Here is a 19,221-nt window from a genome sequence, read left to right as displayed (position 1 = left end):
TTTTTTATTTATTAAGAAGCATTTCACCGATTTTGTAAACTGTACCAGCTCCTGCAGTTATAACTAAATCATCTTCAACTACATTTTCAGCGAGATAATTAGCGATATCTTCAAACTCACTTAGGTAGATTACATCAACATTATTTTGATATAACTTATCTACTAAATCTTTAGAATGGATATCTCCAGGATCTTTTTCACGAGCAGCGTATATATCTGTTATTATAACTTTATCAGCAGCGTAGAATGCATCTGAAAATTCGTTTAATAAAGACTTAGTTCTTGTATAAGTATGAGGTTGGAATATACACCATAATTTATTCTTTTTAATTTTCTTAGCAGCAGATAAAGTTGCTTTTAATTCTGTTGGATGATGAGCGTAGTCATCTACAACTAAAGCATTTTTATATTTACCTTTAACTTCAAATCTTCTTCCTACTCCTCCATATAATGCAATATTTTTTCTTATAGTCTCTAATTCTACACCAGAAACTAAAGCTGCTATTATAGCACCAGTAGCATTATATATATTGTGAACACCAGGAACAGAAAGTTTGAATTCTCCTAAATTGTTTCCATTATAGTTAATGTTGAATATTCCGTATCCATTTTCATCAAATCTAACATCTTTTATTAAAGCATTATTTCCTTCATCTTGACCGTATTTTATAACAGTAGCTTTTATTTCGTGAAGTATATCTTTAGTATTTTCGTCATCTCCATTGATTATAAAGTATCCATCATAAGGTAATAATTTACCAAACTTATTGAAAGATGCTTTTATCTCATCGATTCCAGAGAAGTAATCTAAATGATCTTCTTCTATATTAAGTACTACTGAAATTTTAGGATTGAAGTTTAGGAAACTGTCAACATACTCACAAGCTTCAGTTATGAAGTTCTCAGATTTACCTATTTTAACATTTCCACCTATAATACTAAGGTTTCCTCCAACTAATATTGTAGGGTCAAGATCCGCGTATTCAAAAATTGCAGATAGCATCGAAGTTGTCGATGTTTTCCCGTGAGTACCAGAGATTGCTATAGCATTTTGATACTCCCTCATTATTTGACCTAAAAATGCAGCTCTATTTATTGTTAATTTATTTTTTTCTTTAGCAGCGATTAATTCCTCATTGTCAGATTTAACAGCAGCAGTATATACTACCATATCTATATTATCAGTTATATGCTCTTTTTTATGACCAACATATATTGTTGCTCCCTGAGAACGCAAATCATCTAATAGATATGAATCTGTAGAATCTGAACCGAAAACATTATAACCTTTATTTAGGCATATTTTAGCTAGAGCACTCATGCTTATACCGCCAACACCTATAAAGAATATGTTCATATTGAAACCACCTTTCTAATAAATTAAAAGTTCTACAATAAGAACTATGTTTGTGATATAATAGTATAATGTTCAATATTTTAAGCAAACTAAAATTATAAAATATTTCTATACATTAATATATTAAATTTCAAATAAAACATAACAAATATTATAACATATTGGAAAAAATATGCATTAACAAGTTTAAATACATAGGTTTCAGGTACAGGAGGTATTATATATGAAGTTTAAAAGAACGGAGCGTATAGGAGCGATAGTTAAAATACTGTCAGATAATCCTAATAAAATATTTACTTTAAGTTATTTTACATCAAAATTTAATTCGGCTAAATCTACTATAAGTGAAGACTTAATAGTTGTTAAAAATGTTTTTGAAAAACTAGAACTAGGACAAGTAATAACTATATCAGGAGCCGCTGGTGGAGTTAAATATATTCCAAAAACATCAAAATCAGAAAATGAAGAATTTTTATTAAACCTATGTGAAGAAATAAAAGATCAATCTAGAATTCTTTCTGGAGGGTTTTTATACCTTATAGATTTAATATACGATCCTAGAATAGCGTCTAAGATTGGTAAAATATTTGCATCAAATATAGATTATTCACAAGCTGATTATGTTGTTACTATGGAGACAAAAGGAATACCTATGGCATTAATGACAGCAAAAGCTATGAATCTACCTTTAGTGATAATAAGAAAAGACACTAAAGTATCAGAAGGTCCGACACTTAGTATGACATATGTAAGTGGAAACAGTTCTAAGGTAGAAAGTATGAGTTTACCAAGAAAGGCTGTTAAACCTGCAAGCAAAGTTATATTAATAGACGACTTTATGAGGGGCGGAGGAACTATAAAAGGTATGATGCAACTTATGAATGAGTTTGGAGCAGAAGTTATAGGAAAGGGAGTATTCATATCTACTACTAATCCAACTCAAAAATGGTAGAAGATTATATATCTTTAATAGAAATTGATGTAGTTAATAATGAAGTTGTAAGCGTTAAACCTAACTTACAAACTTTTAGGGAAGAGTATTGGTCTACAGATGAAGTGGGAGAAACTGTAGAAGAACAAAGTGAAAATGATAAATTAGAAGAATAATACAAATTTTAAGGGTAAATTTCTATCAAATAAAAAAAGTGAAAAAAATAAAAAAATTTTTTCTGAAATAATAGAGGAAATTTAGCAGTTTGATAGAATTAATATATTATAAATAAAAAAGATTTTTAATGTTCAAATTAAATGTGTCAAAACTAAAAGGGGGATATTAGTAAAATGAAAATCACTGACGTTAGAGTAAGAAAATTAACTGATGAGGGGAAAATGAAGTGTATAGTTTCATTAACTTTCGATAATTTATTTGTGGTACACGATATAAAGGTTATAGAGGGGCACAATGGATTATTTATAGCTATGCCAAGTAGAAAAATAGGTGAAGGAAACTTCAGAGATATAGCTCACCCTATAAATGCTGAAATGAGACAAATGTTAGAAGAAGAAGTTTTAAAAGCATATCAAGAAGCAATTTCTCAATTAGAAGTAGCTGCTGAATAGTAAAAAGAAGAACTAAAATAAGATATATTTTCGAATATATTTCTTAAAGAGCCGAATCTTAGGCTCTTTTTTATTTGAATAATATGTACTTTTTACTTCAAAAATGGTATATTAGTTAATAGAATTAGGAAATTGTATACAAAATAAAATATTTACACATCATATATAGATTTATTTAAAATTAAAAAAGATTGAAATGGAGTGGGTTTATGAATTTTAAGGCAATAATCCTTGCGGCAGGAAAAGGAACAAGAATGAAATCAAGTTTGCCAAAGGTAGTTCACAAGGTATGTGGAAAAGAGATGGTAAACCACGTTGTCAATGTATCTAAAAAGTCAGGGGTTAATGAAATTGTTGCGATTTTAGGTCACGGAAGTCAGGTAGTTCAAGATGTATTACCTACTGACACTAAAATAGCTATGCAAACAGAGCAATTAGGAACAGGTCATGCTGTTATGATGGCAAATGAGCACATATCAGAGAATGACACTATAGTTGTTTTATGTGGGGATACTCCTCTAGTAAATTCAGATACATTAGAAAATCTATTCAAATATCACTTAGATAATGAATATCATGCTACTGTATTAACTACTAAAGTAGAAAATCCAACAGGATATGGAAGAATAATAAGAGATGAAAATCAAGACTTATTAAAAATAGTTGAACAAAAAGATGCTAACGAAGAAGAAAAACTAGTAAATGAGATAAATTCAGGAATTTATTGTTTTAATGGAAAAAGTTTAAAATATGCTCTTTCTAAAATAGATAATAATAATGCTCAAGGAGAATATTATTTAACTGATACAGTAGAAATAATGAGAGATAATAATCTTAAAGTAGGAGCATTTAATGGAGCTACAATAGAAGAACTAATGGGTGTAAATTCAAGAGTTGAGCTATCTAAAGCTGAAGAAATAATGAGAAGAAGAATAAACACTATGCACATGGTAAATGGTGTAACTATAATAGATATAAATAGCACATATATAGAAGCGGATGTAGAAATAGGAAATGATACAATTGTATATCCAGGAGCAATGCTAAAAGGAAATACAAAAATAGGAAGTAATTGTAAAATTGGAATGAACAGTTCTATATCTAATTCAACTATAGGTGATGAAACAGAGGTAGAAAATTCTACGATAATAGATAGTAAAGTTGGTAATAATACTACAGTTGGACCTTATGCATACTTAAGACCTAAGAGCAATATAGGTAATAATGTAAAAGTAGGCGATTTCGTAGAAGTTAAAAATGCTACAATAGAAGATAATTCTAAGGCATCTCACTTAGCTTACATAGGAGATGCGCATGTAGGAAAAAATGTTAACATAGGTTGCGGAACAGTATTTGTGAACTATGATGGTAAAAATAAATTTAAGTCAGTTGTAAAAGATGGAGCCTTTATAGGATCAAACTCTAATTTAGTAGCTCCAGTTGTAGTAGAAGAAAATGGATATATCGCTACAGGATCTACTATAACAGATGATGTTCCACAAGGAGCATTAGCAATAGCTAGAGAAAGACAAGTTATAAAAGAAGGTTGGGTAGAAAAGAAGAACCTTAAGAAATAAATTGATATAAATAAGGCTATAACGCAGATATAGCCTAGTCTATACCTGCGTTTAAATATAATATTTTCTTTAACAAAATTTTCGGGAGGTAATTATGAATACTAGCGGAAGCGAAATTAAAATACTTGCAGGAAATGCGTCGAAAGAGTTGGCTCAAAAAGTAGCTGATTACATAGGTGTACCAATGGCGAAATGCGAAGTTGGGACATTTAGCGATGGAGAAATATCTGTAAATATAAGTGAAACAGTAAGAGGTTGTGATGTTTTCGTAATACAATCAACTAATAGCCCAGTAAATGATAACTTAATGGAGCTATTAATAATGATAGATGCATTAAGAAGAGCATCTGCAGGTAGAGTAACTGCTGTTATACCATACTATGGATACGCAAGACAAGACAGAAAGGCTAAGGCTAGAGATCCAATTACAGCTAAATTAGTTGCAAACTTAATAACTGCAGCAGGAGCAGATAGAGTTTTAACTATGGATTTACATGCAGCACAAATACAAGGATATTTTGATATACCATTAGATCACTTACAAGGTGGAACAATATTAGCTGACTATTTCAACACAAAAGAAATAGAAGACTTAGTAGTAGTTTCTCCAGATCTAGGAAGTGTTACAAGATCTAGAAAGTTTGCTAATACTTTAAACGGAGATGTTCCAATAGCAATAATAGATAAGAGAAGACCAAAAGCGAATGTATGTGAGGTTATGAATATAATCGGTGAGGTTAAAGGTAAGAATGTTATATTATTAGATGACATGATAGATACAGCAGGTACAATAGTTAATGCAGCTAATGCTCTTAAAGAATTTGGGGCAAAAGATGTATATGCATGTTGTACACACGGAGTTTTATCAGGTCCAGCTATAGAAAGAATAGAGAATTCAGCTATAAGTGAGTTAATAGTACTTGATACTATACAACTTCCTGAAGGAAAGAAAATTGACAAGATAAAAGTGAAAAGTGTAGCTTCTTTATTTGGAGATGCAATAAAGAAAATATTTGCTAATGAATCAGTAAGTCAATTATTTTAATATTAGAATCAAATAAAAAAGAGTTCATTTATTTATAAATGAGCTCTTTTTTACTTCAATCTTAATATAATATTTTAAAGTTTAATATAATTTCATATATTTCCTAGGAAAATATTTGTATATCTGAACTCAATAGAGAAATAATCTTAAAAGGGATGCAAATAAATCGTAGGAGGTATATATTATGGATATATTTGATATTTTAGTAAACGCTAGTGATTTAGGAGCCTCAGATGTACATATAAATTATAAATGCGAACCGATAGCTAGAGTTAATGGAAAGTTTATAAAAATTTCAAATGAATTATTAAGCAAGTCGGATACTGAAAAAATGGTTAATGAATTAATAGGGGCCCAAAAACTCAATGAGGTCAAAGAATTAGGAGAATATGATTTTTCTATCTCAATAAAGAATTTGTATAGATTTAGAGTGAATATATATAAACAACAAGATAGTTACGCTATTGCTGCAAGAGTAATAAATTCTAAAATTCCTAGTATTGAAACATTAGGACTGCCTGCTGTTGCAAAAGAGTTTGTAAGAAAAGAAAATGGAATGGTTTTAGTTACAGGTCCAACGGGAAGTGGTAAAAGTACAACATTAGCAAGTATATTAGATTGTATTAATGAAAATTTTCAAAAACATATAATAACTTTAGAAGATCCAATAGAATATATTCACAATAGAAAAAATAGTATTATATCTCAAAGAGAAATAGGCAAAGATACAAGCAATTTTAGTTCTGGATTAAAATCAGTTCTTAGACAAGATCCAGATGTTATCCTTATAGGAGAGATTAGAGATGAAGAAACATTAGCTACAGCTTTAATAGCAGCAGAAACTGGGCATTTGGTTTTTTCCACATTACACACTATTGGAGCAGCTCAAACAATAGATAGGATCATAGATATGTTTCAAGCTAATCAACAAAATCAAATTAGGACGCAACTATCGAGTGTATGTGAAGGTATAATTTCACAACAACTTATACCTGATATAAATAATGAAGGGATGGTTGCAGCTACGGAGGTAATGGTATCTACACCTGCTATAAAAAATTTAATAAGAGATTCAAAAACCCATCAGATTTCAAATATTATACAAACTGGATCTAAAAATGGTATGCAGCTTATGGATCAAGATTTAGTAAATTTATTTAAAGGAAGGAAAATTTCAAAAGAAAGTGTAATAAATAGATGTATAGATTTAGAATATACGAAACGATTAATTGGATTAGAATTTTAGCAAGATGTTAATAATTAAAATATCCTGCTATTAGTACTTAAATTATGATGAAAATAATATTAATGAGTTTATTAATGGTACAAATAATAATATTTTTTTTAGATGAGGTCTTTAAAATTGACTTAAAAGATAATAAAATTAAAATCTTTTTATATGTTATAATACCTATAATTATCTATATGTTATACGTGAAACTAGGATTAAGTAAAGAATTTATAATGTACTCAATACTAATAGATTTTTTAATAGTGATATCTATAGTGGACTATTATACAATGTATATATACGATATAACTACGATTAGTGGTATAATAGTTCAAGGATTTATTATATTGATAACAAGAGGAATAATAATAGATCATTTGATGGGATTGATATTTGGATTTATGATTCCGTATATAGTGGTAAAAATAACGAAAGGTGTAGGCTCAGGAGATATAGGAGTCTATGCTTTGTGCTGTTTTTGTATAGGAATAGAAAAGTGCATATATATAATACCTATATCTTTTGTAATTGGGGGTATATATGGTATGTATATGTTGATTACGAAAAAGAAGCGTGTAGGATCGTATGTTCCTCTTGCACCATGGATTTCTTTAGGTACATTGGCTGTGATATTTTTAGAACAAAACAGCATGTTACTGATATGAAAATTTTAAAGTAAGGTTTAAATTGAAACAAGATATAAGGAGGAATGAAAATGTATGTAATAGTAGGATTAGGAAACCCAGGAAAACAATATGAAAATACAAGACATAACGTTGGATTTAATGTTATAGATATTTTGGCAAAGGAATATGGCATAAGCGTAACGAAAATAAAACATAAGGCCTTTATAGGTGAAGGTAGAGTAGGAGCTGAAAAAGTTTTATTGGTAAAACCACAAACTTACATGAATTTAAGTGGAGAAACTTTAATTGATATATATAATTACTATAAAGTAGATTTAAAAAATATAGTTGTTATATACGATGATATAGACTTAGATGTTGGGAAAATAAGAATAAGAAAAAGGTAGTGGCGGAACTCATAATGGAATGAGATCTATATTAAAATGCTTAGGTAGTAATGAATTTCCAAGAATTAGAGTTGGAGTATCAAAGCCAAGACAAGGACAGGACTTAGCAGATTTTGTGTTATCTAGATTTAGAAAAGAAGAGTCAGAAGATATTCAAGATGGCTTAGAGAAAGCAGCTAAATCCGTAGATTGTATGATTAGAGAAAATATAGATTTAGCAATGAATAAATATAATGGTTAGGTTATAAGGGGGATTTGAATATGTCTGATATTTTTATATCTCCTTTGCAAAATTCTAAAGAATATAAAGACATAATAAATAATATTGAAAATAATAAAAGTGCATTGCTTGTAAATGGATTATTACAAGCTCAGAAATCCAATATAGCTTACTCTATATTTAGTGATTTAAAGAAGCAAATTTTATATGTTGCAAATACTGATTTAGAAGCTAAAAAAGTATATGAAGATTTATGTTTTTATATGAAGGATAAAGTGGATTATTTAAGTTCACAAGATATCTATTTTTATCATTTAGATGCAAGGATAGAAATGAAGAAGCAAAAAAATTAAAAGTACTTTTAAAGATGATAAGCAGAGAAAATACAATTATAGTCACATCTGCAGAAGCTATACTTAGAAAGTATATACCTAAAGAAATTTTAAAGAAAAATATTTTTACATATAAAATCGGTGATGTAATAGATTTAGATGAACTATCAAAAAAGTTAGTTTCTTTAGGATATGAAAGAGTATCTAAAATAGAAGGTTTTGGTCAATTTAGTATTAGAGGTGGGATAATAGATATATTCTCTTTAGAATATCATATGCCTATACGTATCGAATTATTTGACGATGAAATTGAATCTATAAGAACTTTCGATGTTTTTACTCAAAAATCTGTAAAGAAAATAAAGAAATGTACAATAACACCATCAAGAGAATTTATATATCCTGATGATGTAAATACTACTATTGAGAAAATAAAAAAGATACTCATAAATTTACGGATGACGATGTATATAAAAGTTTAGATAATATATCTAGCAAAACGTATTTTGAAGGTGTAGAAAATTATATAGATTATATGTATGAGGAAGAAAACAAAAGCATTTTTACTTACTTAAAAGAAGATGCAATAGTATTTATAAATGACTTATCTCGTTTGAAAGAAAGATGTGAAAATTACACATCAGAGTTTAAAGAAAATTATAAGTTAAATCTAGAAAGAGGATTAGCTTTAAAAGAACAAGGCAAACTTCTTTATCATTATTCAGATTTAGAATATTTAGTAGAAGAGAAAAAATTGATATTAAATATGCTATTAACTAAATCTGTTAAGGAATTCAACATAGGAAGTATAGTTAATTTTGAAAGTAGAGAAATACCTACTTTTAATGGAAAGATAGACATTCTAGCAGAAGAATTAAATAGACTAAAATATAATGGACATAAAATTCTTTTAGCAACTAACACATATGATAGAGCTAAAAAATTAAACAAGGAACTATTAAATTTAGGAACAGAAAGTATTTTATCTAGAAAAAGAGATATAGATATTCAATCATCACAAATTGTTATAGTTGTAGGTAATATAACGTCAGGTTTCCAATATAAGTCTATAAAATTTGATGTTATAACCGATAAAGAAATGATAGGCTCAAACAAAAGAGCTAAAACAGTGAAAACTAAAAAATCTAATAAAGGTCAAAAGATAGAAAGTTTCTTAGATTTAAATGTAGGAGACTATGTTGTACATGAAAACAGCGGGGTTGGTAGATATGTAGGTATAGATCAACTAAGTGTGAATGGTGTAAAAAAAGATTATATGAGAGTTGTATATCAAGGTGGAGATAATTTATATGTACCTATAGACCAAATGGATAAGATACAGAAGTTTATAGGTTCAGATACAGAAAAAATTAAATTAAATAAACTTGGTAGCAATGAATGGTCAAAGGCTAAAGCTAAAGTAAAAAAGAAATAGAAGACATGACCAAAGATTTAGTAGAACTATATGCAAGAAGAGAAAAATAAAAGGATACAAGTTTAGCAAAGATACTTTATGGCAAGGTGAATTTGAAACTTTATTCCCGTATCAAGAAACAGATGACCAAATAAAAGCTATAGAAGAAACTAAAAAGGATATGGAGTCTAACAAGGTAATGGATAGACTTATATGCGGTGATGTTGGTTACGGAAAGACAGAAGTAGCTATAAGAGCTATTTTTAAGGCTTGTATGGACCAAAAACAAGTTGCAGTATTAGTTCCTACTACAATACTTGCTCAGCAGCATTACAATACTTTTAGAGCTAGATTTGAAAATTATCCTATAAGAGTTGAGGTATTAAGTAGATTTAAGACTCCAAAAGAGCAAAAACAAATAATTGAGGATGCTAGAAAAGGATTGGTAGACGTAATTATAGGAACTCACAGAATAATATCTAAAGATATAGATCTTCCTAATTTAGGATTAGTGGTAATTGATGAAGAACAAAGATTTGGGGTAAAACATAAGGAATCTTTAAAAAAGATAAAATCAACAGTAGATGTTTTAACATTATCAGCAACACCTATACCTAGAACTTTACACATGTCTCTAAGTGGAATAAGAGATATGAGTGTTATAGAAGAACCACCTCAAGAGAGATATCCAGTTATAACATATGTTGTAGAAGGTAAAGAGAGTATAATACAAGATGAGATAGAAAGAGAAATCGCTAGAGATGGTCAAGTATTTTTTGTATATAATAGAGTTGAAAGAATAGATGAGATGGCTAGCATGATTCAAAGATTAGTTCCAGATGCTAAAATAGCTGTTGCTCATGGAAGGATGACTGGTAAAGAGTTAGAAAATATTATACTAGGATTTTTAAACAAAGAATACAATGTTCTTGTCTGTACAACTATAATAGAAACAGGTATGGATATATCTAACGCTAACACCATGATAGTTTATGATGCTGACAAAATGGGATTAGCCCAACTGTATCAGTTAAGGGGTAGGGTTGGAAGAAGTAATAGGCAAGGTTATGCTTACTTTATGTATGAAAAGGATAAAGTTTTAAGTGAAGTTGCAGAAAAAAGATTAAAAGCTATAAAAGAGTTTACTGAGTTTGGATCAGGCTTTAAAATCGCTATGAGAGACTTAGAAATTAGAGGTGCAGGAAATATACTAGGACCACAACAACATGGACATATGGCTGTTATTGGATATGATTTATATGTTAAAATGTTAAATGATGCAATAAGAAAGGTAAAAGGAGAAATATTAGAGGAAGAAATAGATGTAGAAATAGATTTACCGGTAAATGCATACATACCTGATAGCTATATAGAAGATGAAATTATAAAAATTGAAATGTACAAAAAAATTGCTTCTATAGAAAATGAAGAAGATTTAAATGATATAAAAGATGAATTAGAGGATAGATTCTCTGATATTCCTAAGTCTGTAAATGCACTTATGTCTATTGCTTACATGAAAACATTATGCAAAAAGTTAGGTATAGAAAAAGTTAGAATGGCAAAAGATGAAATTATTCTTTTACCACAAACAAGATACAAAACTAAGGAAAAAATGGATATAAGATAATTTTAGAATTAGAAAACATACTTGAACAAATGTGTAATTCAAAAATAAAAATTAGAGAGGATGTTGAAATTGAAAAAAATAATATCATTAATAATGGTAGTTCTTTTAGGGGTAGCTATGACTGCGTGTGGCAATGAAAAGCCTGTAGCGGTAGTAAATGGAGTTGAAATAACTGCATCTGATTATAAAAAGACAGTTGAGACTTATAAAGAATCTATTTCTAAAATGTATGGTAAGGATTTATGGGATCAAGAAATTAAAGAAGGTGTAAAATATAAGGATGAAATGAAAAAGGCTATTTTACAACAAATGGTACAAGAACAAGTTATATATCAACAAGCAAAAAAGGATAAGTTAGAAGCTAAACAATCAGAGGTTGATAAACAATTTAAACAATTAAAAGAAAGTGTAAAGCAAGATAAAGATTATGAGAAATTTTTAAAAGATAATGGTATCGATGATGAGTTTTTAAAATCTCAATTAGAAAAAGATATAACTATACAAAACTTTAAAAATAACTTTGATAAAAATACAAAAATAAATGAAGCTGAAATGAAAAAGTATTATGACGAAAATAAAAATAACTATGTAGATGATGAGGTTAGAGCATCTCATATATTAATATCAACAGTTGATCAAAAACTAATAAACCTCTTTCTGAAGAAAACAAAAAGAAGCTAAGAAAAAAGCTGACGATCTTTATGAAAAAGTTAAGTCAGGAGGAGATTTTGCTAAGCTTGCTAAAGAAAATTCAGATGATAAAGGTTCTGCAGCTAAAGGTGGAGATTTAGGATTCTTCTCAAAAGGCCAAATGGTTCCAGAATTTGAAAAAGCTGCATTTGCAATGGACAAAGGAGACATTTCTAATGTAGTAAAAACTCAATATGGATATCATATAATAAAAGTAACTGATAAAAAATATAAAGAATATACATTTGATGAAGTTAAAGACAATATAAAACAAAACTTACTATATCAAAAATATACTGAAAAAGTTAAACAGTTAACAGATAAGGCAGACGTTGAAACAAATGAAAAAGAAGCTCTAAAAATTAACATATAAAAAAAACCTATACCATTATTATAATGGTATAGGTTTTGTATATTTTCTTAACGTTGGTAAAAATAAGTTCAAAGTTACTAATGGAGGTATTAATCTGATATGAGAGCTACAGGAATAGTTAGAAGAATAGATGACCTTGGAAGAGTTGTTATACCAAAGGAAATAAGAAAAACTCTAAGAATTAGAGAAGGAGATCCTTTAGAAATATTTACAGCTAAAGATGGAGAAGTAATATTAAAAAAATACTCTCCAATTGGAGAGCTTAATGAATTTTCTCAAGAATATGCAGAAACTTTGGGAGAAACCTTAGGTCATGGAGTTGTGGTAACAGATTTAGATTCAATAATAGCTGTATCTAAATTACCTAAAAAAGATTATAAAGAAAAAAGTATAAGTAGGGAATTAGAAGATCTTATAGAAAATAGAATTTCTACTCACGTAAAAGATAATAAATTAGTTGCACTATACAAAGATGATTCAATGGACTATAAAATGCAAATAATAATGCCTATAGTTAGTTCATCTGGAGATTGTATAGGATCTATATGCTTAGTTTCTAAAGATGAAGCAGGTCTAAATGATAGTGATGAGAAATTACTTAAAGTGGCAGCTAATTTCCTAGGCAAACAAGTTCAATAGTATTTTTTAAAAGACCCTTTGATATAGGGTCTTTTAAAGTTTACAAGGTAATTATTGAATCTACAATAGCATATATGTTATATTAGAGTTTGTTATACAACATAATATGGAGGGGAATTATGAGTAACAATAAGGGAAAAGATTCATTCTTGAAAGGGGCATTAATACTAGGATTAGCAGGAATCATAGTTAAAATAATAGGTGGATTTTTTAGAATACCTGTTGGGAATTTAATTGGGGCAGAAGGTATGGGGTATTATCAAGCTGCATACCCTGTATATACCTTTTTTTTAATTTTGGCAACTGCAGGGTTTCCAACTGCACTAGCCAAATTGGTTTCAGAAAAAATAGCTATAGGTAACTATAAAGGAGCACATAAGGTATTTAAAGTATCTCATCGTGTACTGACAATAACAGGGTTCGTATCATTTTGTATATTTTTCTTTGGATCAGATTTTATTGTAAATTACATAATGAAAAATCCGGGAGCTAAATATGCAATGGTTGCTATTTCACCAGCTCTTTTATTTGTTCCGGCGATGTCATCTTATAGAGGATATTTTCAAGGAAGAAGAGAAATGACTCATATAGCGATTTCTCAAATAATTGAACAACTTTTTAGAGTTATATTAGGAATAACTCTTGCGTATCTTTTTATGACTAGTCTTGGGCCAAACCCTGGATCACAACAAGGTGCAGCAGGGGCTATAATTGGTGCTACTATAGGGGCTATAGCATCTATTATATATCTGATAATAGCTTATTTATTTAAATTAAAAACTATAAAAAGAGAAATAAAATCAAGTAAAAAATTTAGAGAAGAAAGTGTATCTAGGATACTAAAAAATTATTAGTAGTAGCTATACCTATAACTATAGGAGCAGCTGTTATGCCACTAGTAAATATGGTAGATACTGTAATTGTTATAAGAAGGTTAGTAGAGGCTGGTTTTACCCAAACTGAGGCAAATGTAATGTTTGGTCAATTAACGGGAATGGCTATGGCTATAATCAACTTACCAGCAGTTATAACTGTTGCTATGAGTATGAGCTTAGTTCCTGCCATATCACAAGCTTATGCTGTTGGAAATAGAGCTAAAGCTATAAAAGAAACTAAAACTGCTATAAAAGTAACATTAATGATTGTTTTACCAGCGGCTTTTGGGATGGCATCTTTAGCACATCCTATAATGAAACTTTTATTTCCAGCACAACCAGATTCAGTTGGGACTATATTATTAGTTTTAACACCTTGTGTAGTATTTTTAGGGCTTATACAGAGCTTAAATGGTATACTTCAAGGTATGGGAAAACCTATGGTTCCAGTTTTTTGTTTGGTTATAGGTATGGCTTTTAAAATAGTGATTAGTTACACATTAACAGCAATACCAGAAATAAATGTTATAGGATCAGCTTTAGGGACTGTAACGGCTTATTTTGTAGCTGCTATGCTTGAATTAAACTACATAAAAAAAGCAATGAGAATGAGATTATCAGTTAAAACATTTTTCATAAAGCCATTAATAATTGTACTTATTATGTTTGTAACAGTAAAATTAAGTTATGGTATTATGATAGGAACGTTAGGAAATACTTTATCGACTTTAATATCAATGGTTATTGGAGGTATAGTTTATGTAATTTCAACTATTGGATTAGGCGGTATAAAAAAAGATGAATTGTTAAATATGCCTAAGGGAGATAAAGTATATAAAGTTCTTAGAAAATTAAAACTTATGAAATAATGTATATATATGTGTAAATAAAGGAAATACTTATATTAAGTAACTTCCTTTATTTTTACAGGATAAGGAGACTTTTTATATGGGAAAAATAACTATAGTAGGTCTTGGGCCTGGAGAATATTCTTTAATAAGCCAAGGAGCTTTAGAAGCTTTAAAAAATAGCTCTAGAGTTTTTCTTAGAACTGAGAAACATCCTATAATTGATAAGTTAAAGAATGAAATAAAATATACATCTTTGGATTATTTTTATAATCAAGATGAAAACTTTGATAATATTTATAATAATATATCAAATTTTATAATTGAAGAAACACAAAATGGAGATCTTATATATGCAGTACCTGGACATCCTAGGGTTGCAGAAAAGACTGTAGGTATAATTGCTGGGATTGCACATAGAAAAGGCGTAGAAGTGGAAACAATAGCTTCTATGAGCTTTGTAGATGCTATGTTTAACTATTTAGAAGTTGATCCATCAGAAGGATTTAAGTTAGTAGATGCATTTGAAATTGAAAATAGCTATATAGATACAAATACTAGCATGATAATTACTCAAATTTATGATAGATTTATAGCATCAAATGTAAAGTTAGCATTAATGGAAAATTATGATGATGAACAAGAAATATGTATAGTAAAAGCTGCAGGCGTTAAAGCTTTAGAAAGCAAAAAGTATGTTAAATTATATGAACTTGATAGAAATGATAATGAATTTGATTATTTAACAAGTTTATATATTCCAAAATCTGATAAAACTATGTATAATACAGTAAAAGATCTAGAAAATATAGTTGAGCAACTTAGAGGAGAAAATGGATGTGATTGGGATAAGAAACAAACGCATAAATCTCTAAAAGCTCATATAATTGAAGAAGCATATGAACTTGGACAAGCTATAGATAATGATGATATTGATGAAATGATAGAAGAACTAGGTGATATTTTACTTCATGTTGTTTTTCACTCACAAATAGGTAAAGAAGAAGGCTACTTTGATTTAAAAGAAATTACTAATAGCATTTGTGAGAAATTAATATTTAGACATCCTCATGTATTTAAAAATGAAGAAGTGGATATGAATACATATGACAAAACTTGGGAAGAGTTAAAAAAGAAGGAAAAAGGTGAATCTACGATAACAGAAGGATTGAAAAGAATTCCAAACAGTTTACCAGCACTAACAAAGGCTAAAAAAGTACAATATAAGGCATCTTTGGTAGGGTTTGACTGGGATGATATTGACGATGTTTTTAAAAAAATTGTAGAAGAATATAAAGAATTACTTGACGAACACAAACAAGGAAATATAAAATACATAAAGGAAGAACTAGGAGATTTACTATTCTCTATAGTTAATCTTGCTAGATTTTTAGATATAAATCCAGAAGAAGCATTGAACTTGACTACTGAAAAATTTGTAAATAGATTTGAATTTATAGAAAATAGAGCTATAAGTTTAAATAGACAATTAGAAGATATGTCATTAGCAGAGATGGATGAAATTTGGAATGAATCTAAAAAAATTTAGTAAGCAGAAGGTATTTTGTTAAAAATCTAGAATTTTATCTAATATTGAGTATAAAATTCTATAATATAAACTTTTAGGAGGTAAGTAACGTGAATAAAGCTGAATTAGTAGCAAAAATGGCAGAAAAGAGTGAATTAACAAAGAAGGAAGCAGAAGCAGCATTAAATGCTTTCATGAAATCAGTTGAAGAAGCATTAGTATCAGGAGAAAAAGTTCAATTAGTAGGATTTGGAACTTTTGAAACTAGAGAAAGAGCAGCAAGACAAGGAAGAAACCCAAGAAACCCAGAAGAAGTTATAGATATACCAGCTTCTAAGGCACCAGTTTTCAAAGCTGGAAAGGGATTAAAAGATATAATAAATGGATAATTTTATTTATATTTAAAAGTGTGGATTTTCCACACTTTTTCTATATAAGGAGGTTTTCATAGATGAGATTAGATAAATTTTTAAAAGTTTCAAGAATAATAAAAAGAAGAACAGTGGCTAAAGAGGCTTGTGATAAAGGTATAGTTACTATAAACGGTAAGTTAGCTAAATCATCATCAGAAGTTAATATAGGAGATATTCTTGAAATTCAATTTGGTGAAAAACTAATGAAATTTGAAATAAAAGAAATAAAAGATCATGTATTAAAAAATGATGCTAAAGAAATGTTTGAGATAATAGAATAAATTTTAAATATCCCTCGTATATTTATATTAGGTTAATTATAAAGATTTAATATGGAGGGATATTATGGAACATAGTATAAGCTTAAACAATCGATCAAGTTTAACTATTTCTGGAGTAGAGCATATATACTCTTTCAATGATAAAAAAGTAGAAATAAGAACTACATCTGGAGATATGATTGTAGATGGAGAAAATTTAGACATGAGTAAGCTTAGTATAGACGAAAAAGTTATTACTGTGACAGGGACTATAAATGGAATAAATTACAGTAAGGCTAAGGAACCTCAAGAAAATTTCTTTAAGAAGTTATTTAAATAATGATACCATTCACTCAGGACCTCGGAGCATTTTTTGCAACGATATATGGTGGAATATTTATAGGGGTTTTATTTGATCTATATAGAGCTTTTAAACAAAACTTTAATATAATAAAAATTTTCTCAGTTTTTTATGATGTATTATTTTGGATAATTGTGACTTTGCTTGTTTTTGTAACTATAAATGTCATAGAATCCTTTGATTTAAGATATTATCATTTTATTGCTTTATTTATAGGATTTATTATTTATTATAATACTATCAGTAAATTCATACTAAAAGTATTAAATAAATCAATAGGATTTGTTATTAACACTATAAGACGAATTTTAGTATGTACGTGCAAGATTTCGGTTAATTTGTATTACGTTATAATCTACTCAATACACTTATTATTTGATACTATATTTTATATACCTAATTTAATTTTAAGAATAGCGATGTTTATGAAATTTAAGTTAGGTAAGTTAAAAAGAGTAAAAATTAAATCGTAAGGGGGGAGATTATGAACAAAAGAAAAATTTTTAGGGTCAAGATATCTAATTGTTGGGATGTTTTTATCTTTTTTAGTAATATCACTTATAGGTGGGTTTACTACTCAAATTTTTAAATCTGTTAAATACAACAATGAAATTGCTTCTTTGAAAAAAGAAATAAAAGAAACAGAAAAAGATATTAAAGGATTAAAAAATCCAAGAAAAGCTTAGATGATGATAAATATGTAGAGGACATAGCCAGAAATAGATTGAAAATGGTAAAGCCAAATGAAATAATATATGTAGATATAAATAGAGGAAGTAATTAGATACTTCCTCTATTTATATCTACATTTTTTAATTACGTTAATAGGAGGTTAGCAAATTGAGATTAGGAGCTATAGATATAGGAACGAATTCTATGAGATTATTAGTAGCAGATTTCATAGATGGCAAACTTTTAAATAGAGAGAAGTTTGTAAATACTACTAGAATTGGTCAAGGGGTAGATAGTGAAGGATGCATATCAAAAGAAGCTATAGAAAGAAATATTGAAGCTTTAAAAGAATTTTCAATTTTAGCAAAATCTAAAGGTTGTAAAACAATTTTTTGTATAGGGACATCGGCTTTAAGAGATAGCAAAAACAAATTGGATTTTGTAAATAGAGCAAAAAAGGAATTGAATATAGATGTAGATATAATAAGTGGAGAAGAGGAGTCCAATTTAGGTTTTGCAGGGATTTTACAGGGTCTAGAAGAAAAAGAAAGTATATTAGCTATAGATATAGGTGGAGGTTCTACAGAATTTATTTTAGGAGGCTCTGAAGGAATTGAATTTTGCCAAAGTGAAAATGTAGGAGCTTTAAGAATGACTGAAAAATTTTTAAAGCAGGATCCAATATGTGAAATAGAGTTTAAAAATATGGAAAAATTTATATTTAAAACTATAAATAAAACTCTAAGTGTATTAAAAAAAGAAAATATAAAATCAATAGTTGGTATTGGAGGAACAATAACTTCTGTTTCGGCCATAAATCAGGAGTTAGAAACATATTCTATGGAAAAAATCCATGAAAGTGAAATATGCAAAAAAGATTTAGATAATATTTTACAAAATTTAAAAAAGATGACATTAAATGATAAGAAAAACTTAAAAGGGCTACAGCCTAAAAGAGCGGATATTATAACAGCTGGTGTAGCAATTTTAAATTTAATAATGAAAAACTTAGAAAAAGAAAAAATTATAGTAAGTGAATACGATAATTTGGAAGGATTATTATGTCAAAACGCAAAAAAAATGTCTTAATATTATAAGGTATTTGCTACCTATTATGACAAAAAAGCTATCTCTCATTTGTTACAATTTCAGTATGAAAATAA

The 19,221-nt window shown here is 28.5% G+C and carries 16 protein-coding genes and 5 pseudogenes; 20 read left to right on the top strand and 1 reads right to left on the bottom strand.

The window, feature by feature from the left end:
• Window positions 1-4 precede the first annotated feature (4 nt).
• On the bottom strand, window positions 5-1,357 hold the full coding sequence (gene murC / locus LEQ07_RS08775; RefSeq protein ID WP_263330271.1) for a UDP-N-acetylmuramate--L-alanine ligase: 1,353 nt from the start codon (window positions 1,355-1,357) through the stop codon (window positions 5-7).
• 223 nt (window positions 1,358-1,580) lie between these two features.
• On the opposite strand from murC, the pseudogene purR reads away from it, so the two are divergent.
• The 20 genes and pseudogenes from purR (at window position 1,581) to LEQ07_RS08680 (ending at window position 19,147) form a co-directional block, all read left to right on the top strand.
• Window positions 1,581-2,464, top strand: a pseudogene (gene purR, locus LEQ07_RS08770) (pur operon repressor).
• 174 nt (window positions 2,465-2,638) lie between these two features.
• A complete protein-coding gene (spoVG, locus tag LEQ07_RS08765; RefSeq protein WP_021430398.1) occupies window positions 2,639-2,917 on the top strand; it encodes a septation regulator SpoVG in 279 nt (92 codons plus the stop codon).
• A 209-nt stretch (window positions 2,918-3,126) separates the two neighbouring features.
• The gene (gene glmU, locus LEQ07_RS08760) at window positions 3,127-4,494 is read left to right on the top strand and encodes a bifunctional UDP-N-acetylglucosamine diphosphorylase/glucosamine-1-phosphate N-acetyltransferase GlmU (protein WP_046821662.1); all 1,368 of its coding nucleotides are present in this window, start codon (window positions 3,127-3,129) and stop codon (window positions 4,492-4,494) included.
• 94 nt (window positions 4,495-4,588) lie between these two features.
• A complete protein-coding gene (locus tag LEQ07_RS08755; protein WP_046821661.1) occupies window positions 4,589-5,539 on the top strand; it encodes a ribose-phosphate diphosphokinase in 951 nt (316 codons plus the stop codon).
• A 184-nt stretch (window positions 5,540-5,723) separates the two neighbouring features.
• On the top strand, window positions 5,724-6,785 hold the full coding sequence (locus LEQ07_RS08750; protein WP_263330270.1) for a type IV pilus twitching motility protein PilT: 1,062 nt from the start codon (window positions 5,724-5,726) through the stop codon (window positions 6,783-6,785).
• Between the two features lie 44 nt (window positions 6,786-6,829).
• Window positions 6,830-7,435 carry a prepilin peptidase gene (locus tag LEQ07_RS08745; protein WP_046821659.1) on the top strand — a complete coding sequence of 202 codons (606 nt, stop codon included), beginning with the start codon at window positions 6,830-6,832 and terminating at the stop codon, window positions 7,433-7,435.
• A gap of 50 nt (window positions 7,436-7,485) precedes the next feature.
• Window positions 7,486-8,044, top strand: a pseudogene (gene pth, locus LEQ07_RS08740) (aminoacyl-tRNA hydrolase).
• Window positions 8,045-8,064: 20 nt separating this feature from the next.
• Window positions 8,065-11,536 (top strand): annotated as a pseudogene (gene mfd, locus LEQ07_RS22490) (transcription-repair coupling factor).
• Window positions 11,469-12,080 (top strand): SurA N-terminal domain-containing protein, encoded by a 612-nt coding sequence (locus tag LEQ07_RS08730; RefSeq protein WP_263330269.1) that lies wholly within the window; start codon window positions 11,469-11,471, stop codon window positions 12,078-12,080. The pseudogene mfd and the gene LEQ07_RS08730 overlap by 68 nt, the downstream one beginning before the upstream one ends.
• Window positions 12,081-12,120: 40 nt before the next feature.
• Window positions 12,121-12,462 (top strand): annotated as a pseudogene (locus LEQ07_RS08725) (peptidylprolyl isomerase); the annotation flags it as partial.
• A gap of 99 nt (window positions 12,463-12,561) precedes the next feature.
• A complete protein-coding gene (locus LEQ07_RS08720; protein WP_021430424.1) occupies window positions 12,562-13,101 on the top strand; it encodes a stage V sporulation T C-terminal domain-containing protein in 540 nt (179 codons plus the stop codon).
• A gap of 119 nt (window positions 13,102-13,220) precedes the next feature.
• Window positions 13,221-14,845: pseudogene (locus tag LEQ07_RS22485) on the top strand (putative polysaccharide biosynthesis protein).
• A gap of 79 nt (window positions 14,846-14,924) precedes the next feature.
• Entirely contained in the window at window positions 14,925-16,373 is a 1,449-nt protein-coding gene (mazG, locus tag LEQ07_RS08710; protein ID WP_263330268.1) for a nucleoside triphosphate pyrophosphohydrolase, read from the top strand.
• A gap of 89 nt (window positions 16,374-16,462) precedes the next feature.
• On the top strand, window positions 16,463-16,741 hold the full coding sequence (locus LEQ07_RS08705; RefSeq protein ID WP_021430423.1) for an HU family DNA-binding protein: 279 nt from the start codon (window positions 16,463-16,465) through the stop codon (window positions 16,739-16,741).
• Between the two features lie 62 nt (window positions 16,742-16,803).
• Window positions 16,804-17,046, top strand: a complete 243-nt coding sequence (locus tag LEQ07_RS08700; protein WP_046821653.1) for an RNA-binding S4 domain-containing protein — start codon at window positions 16,804-16,806, stop codon at window positions 17,044-17,046.
• A gap of 64 nt (window positions 17,047-17,110) precedes the next feature.
• Window positions 17,111-17,365: a sporulation protein YabP gene (yabP, locus tag LEQ07_RS08695; RefSeq protein WP_021430372.1), complete on the top strand. Its 255-nt coding sequence runs from the start codon at window positions 17,111-17,113 to the stop codon at window positions 17,363-17,365.
• Window positions 17,365-17,859 carry a spore cortex biosynthesis protein YabQ gene (gene yabQ / locus LEQ07_RS22480; RefSeq protein WP_046821652.1) on the top strand — a complete coding sequence of 165 codons (495 nt, stop codon included), beginning with the start codon at window positions 17,365-17,367 and terminating at the stop codon, window positions 17,857-17,859. Before yabP ends, yabQ begins: the two co-directional genes overlap by 1 nt.
• A gap of 57 nt (window positions 17,860-17,916) precedes the next feature.
• On the top strand, window positions 17,917-18,072 hold the full coding sequence (locus LEQ07_RS08685) for a hypothetical protein (RefSeq protein WP_263330267.1): 156 nt from the start codon (window positions 17,917-17,919) through the stop codon (window positions 18,070-18,072).
• The gene (locus LEQ07_RS22985; RefSeq protein WP_442952413.1) at window positions 18,048-18,170 is read left to right on the top strand and encodes an FtsB family cell division protein; all 123 of its coding nucleotides are present in this window, start codon (window positions 18,048-18,050) and stop codon (window positions 18,168-18,170) included. The genes LEQ07_RS08685 and LEQ07_RS22985 overlap by 25 nt, the downstream gene beginning before the upstream one ends.
• Window positions 18,171-18,226: 56 nt before the next feature.
• Window positions 18,227-19,147, top strand: coding sequence for a Ppx/GppA phosphatase family protein (locus LEQ07_RS08680; protein ID WP_263330266.1), 921 nt, complete (start codon window positions 18,227-18,229; stop codon window positions 19,145-19,147).
• Window positions 19,148-19,221 lie beyond the last annotated feature (74 nt).

This window comes from Paraclostridium sp. AKS73 (assembly GCF_025671395.1).
In the GTDB taxonomy this organism is placed as follows: Bacteria; Bacillota; Clostridia; order Peptostreptococcales; family Peptostreptococcaceae; genus Paraclostridium; species Paraclostridium benzoelyticum.
The sequence above is the reverse complement of the archived record's forward strand: the minus strand, read 5'-3'. Positions and strand labels throughout refer to the sequence as shown.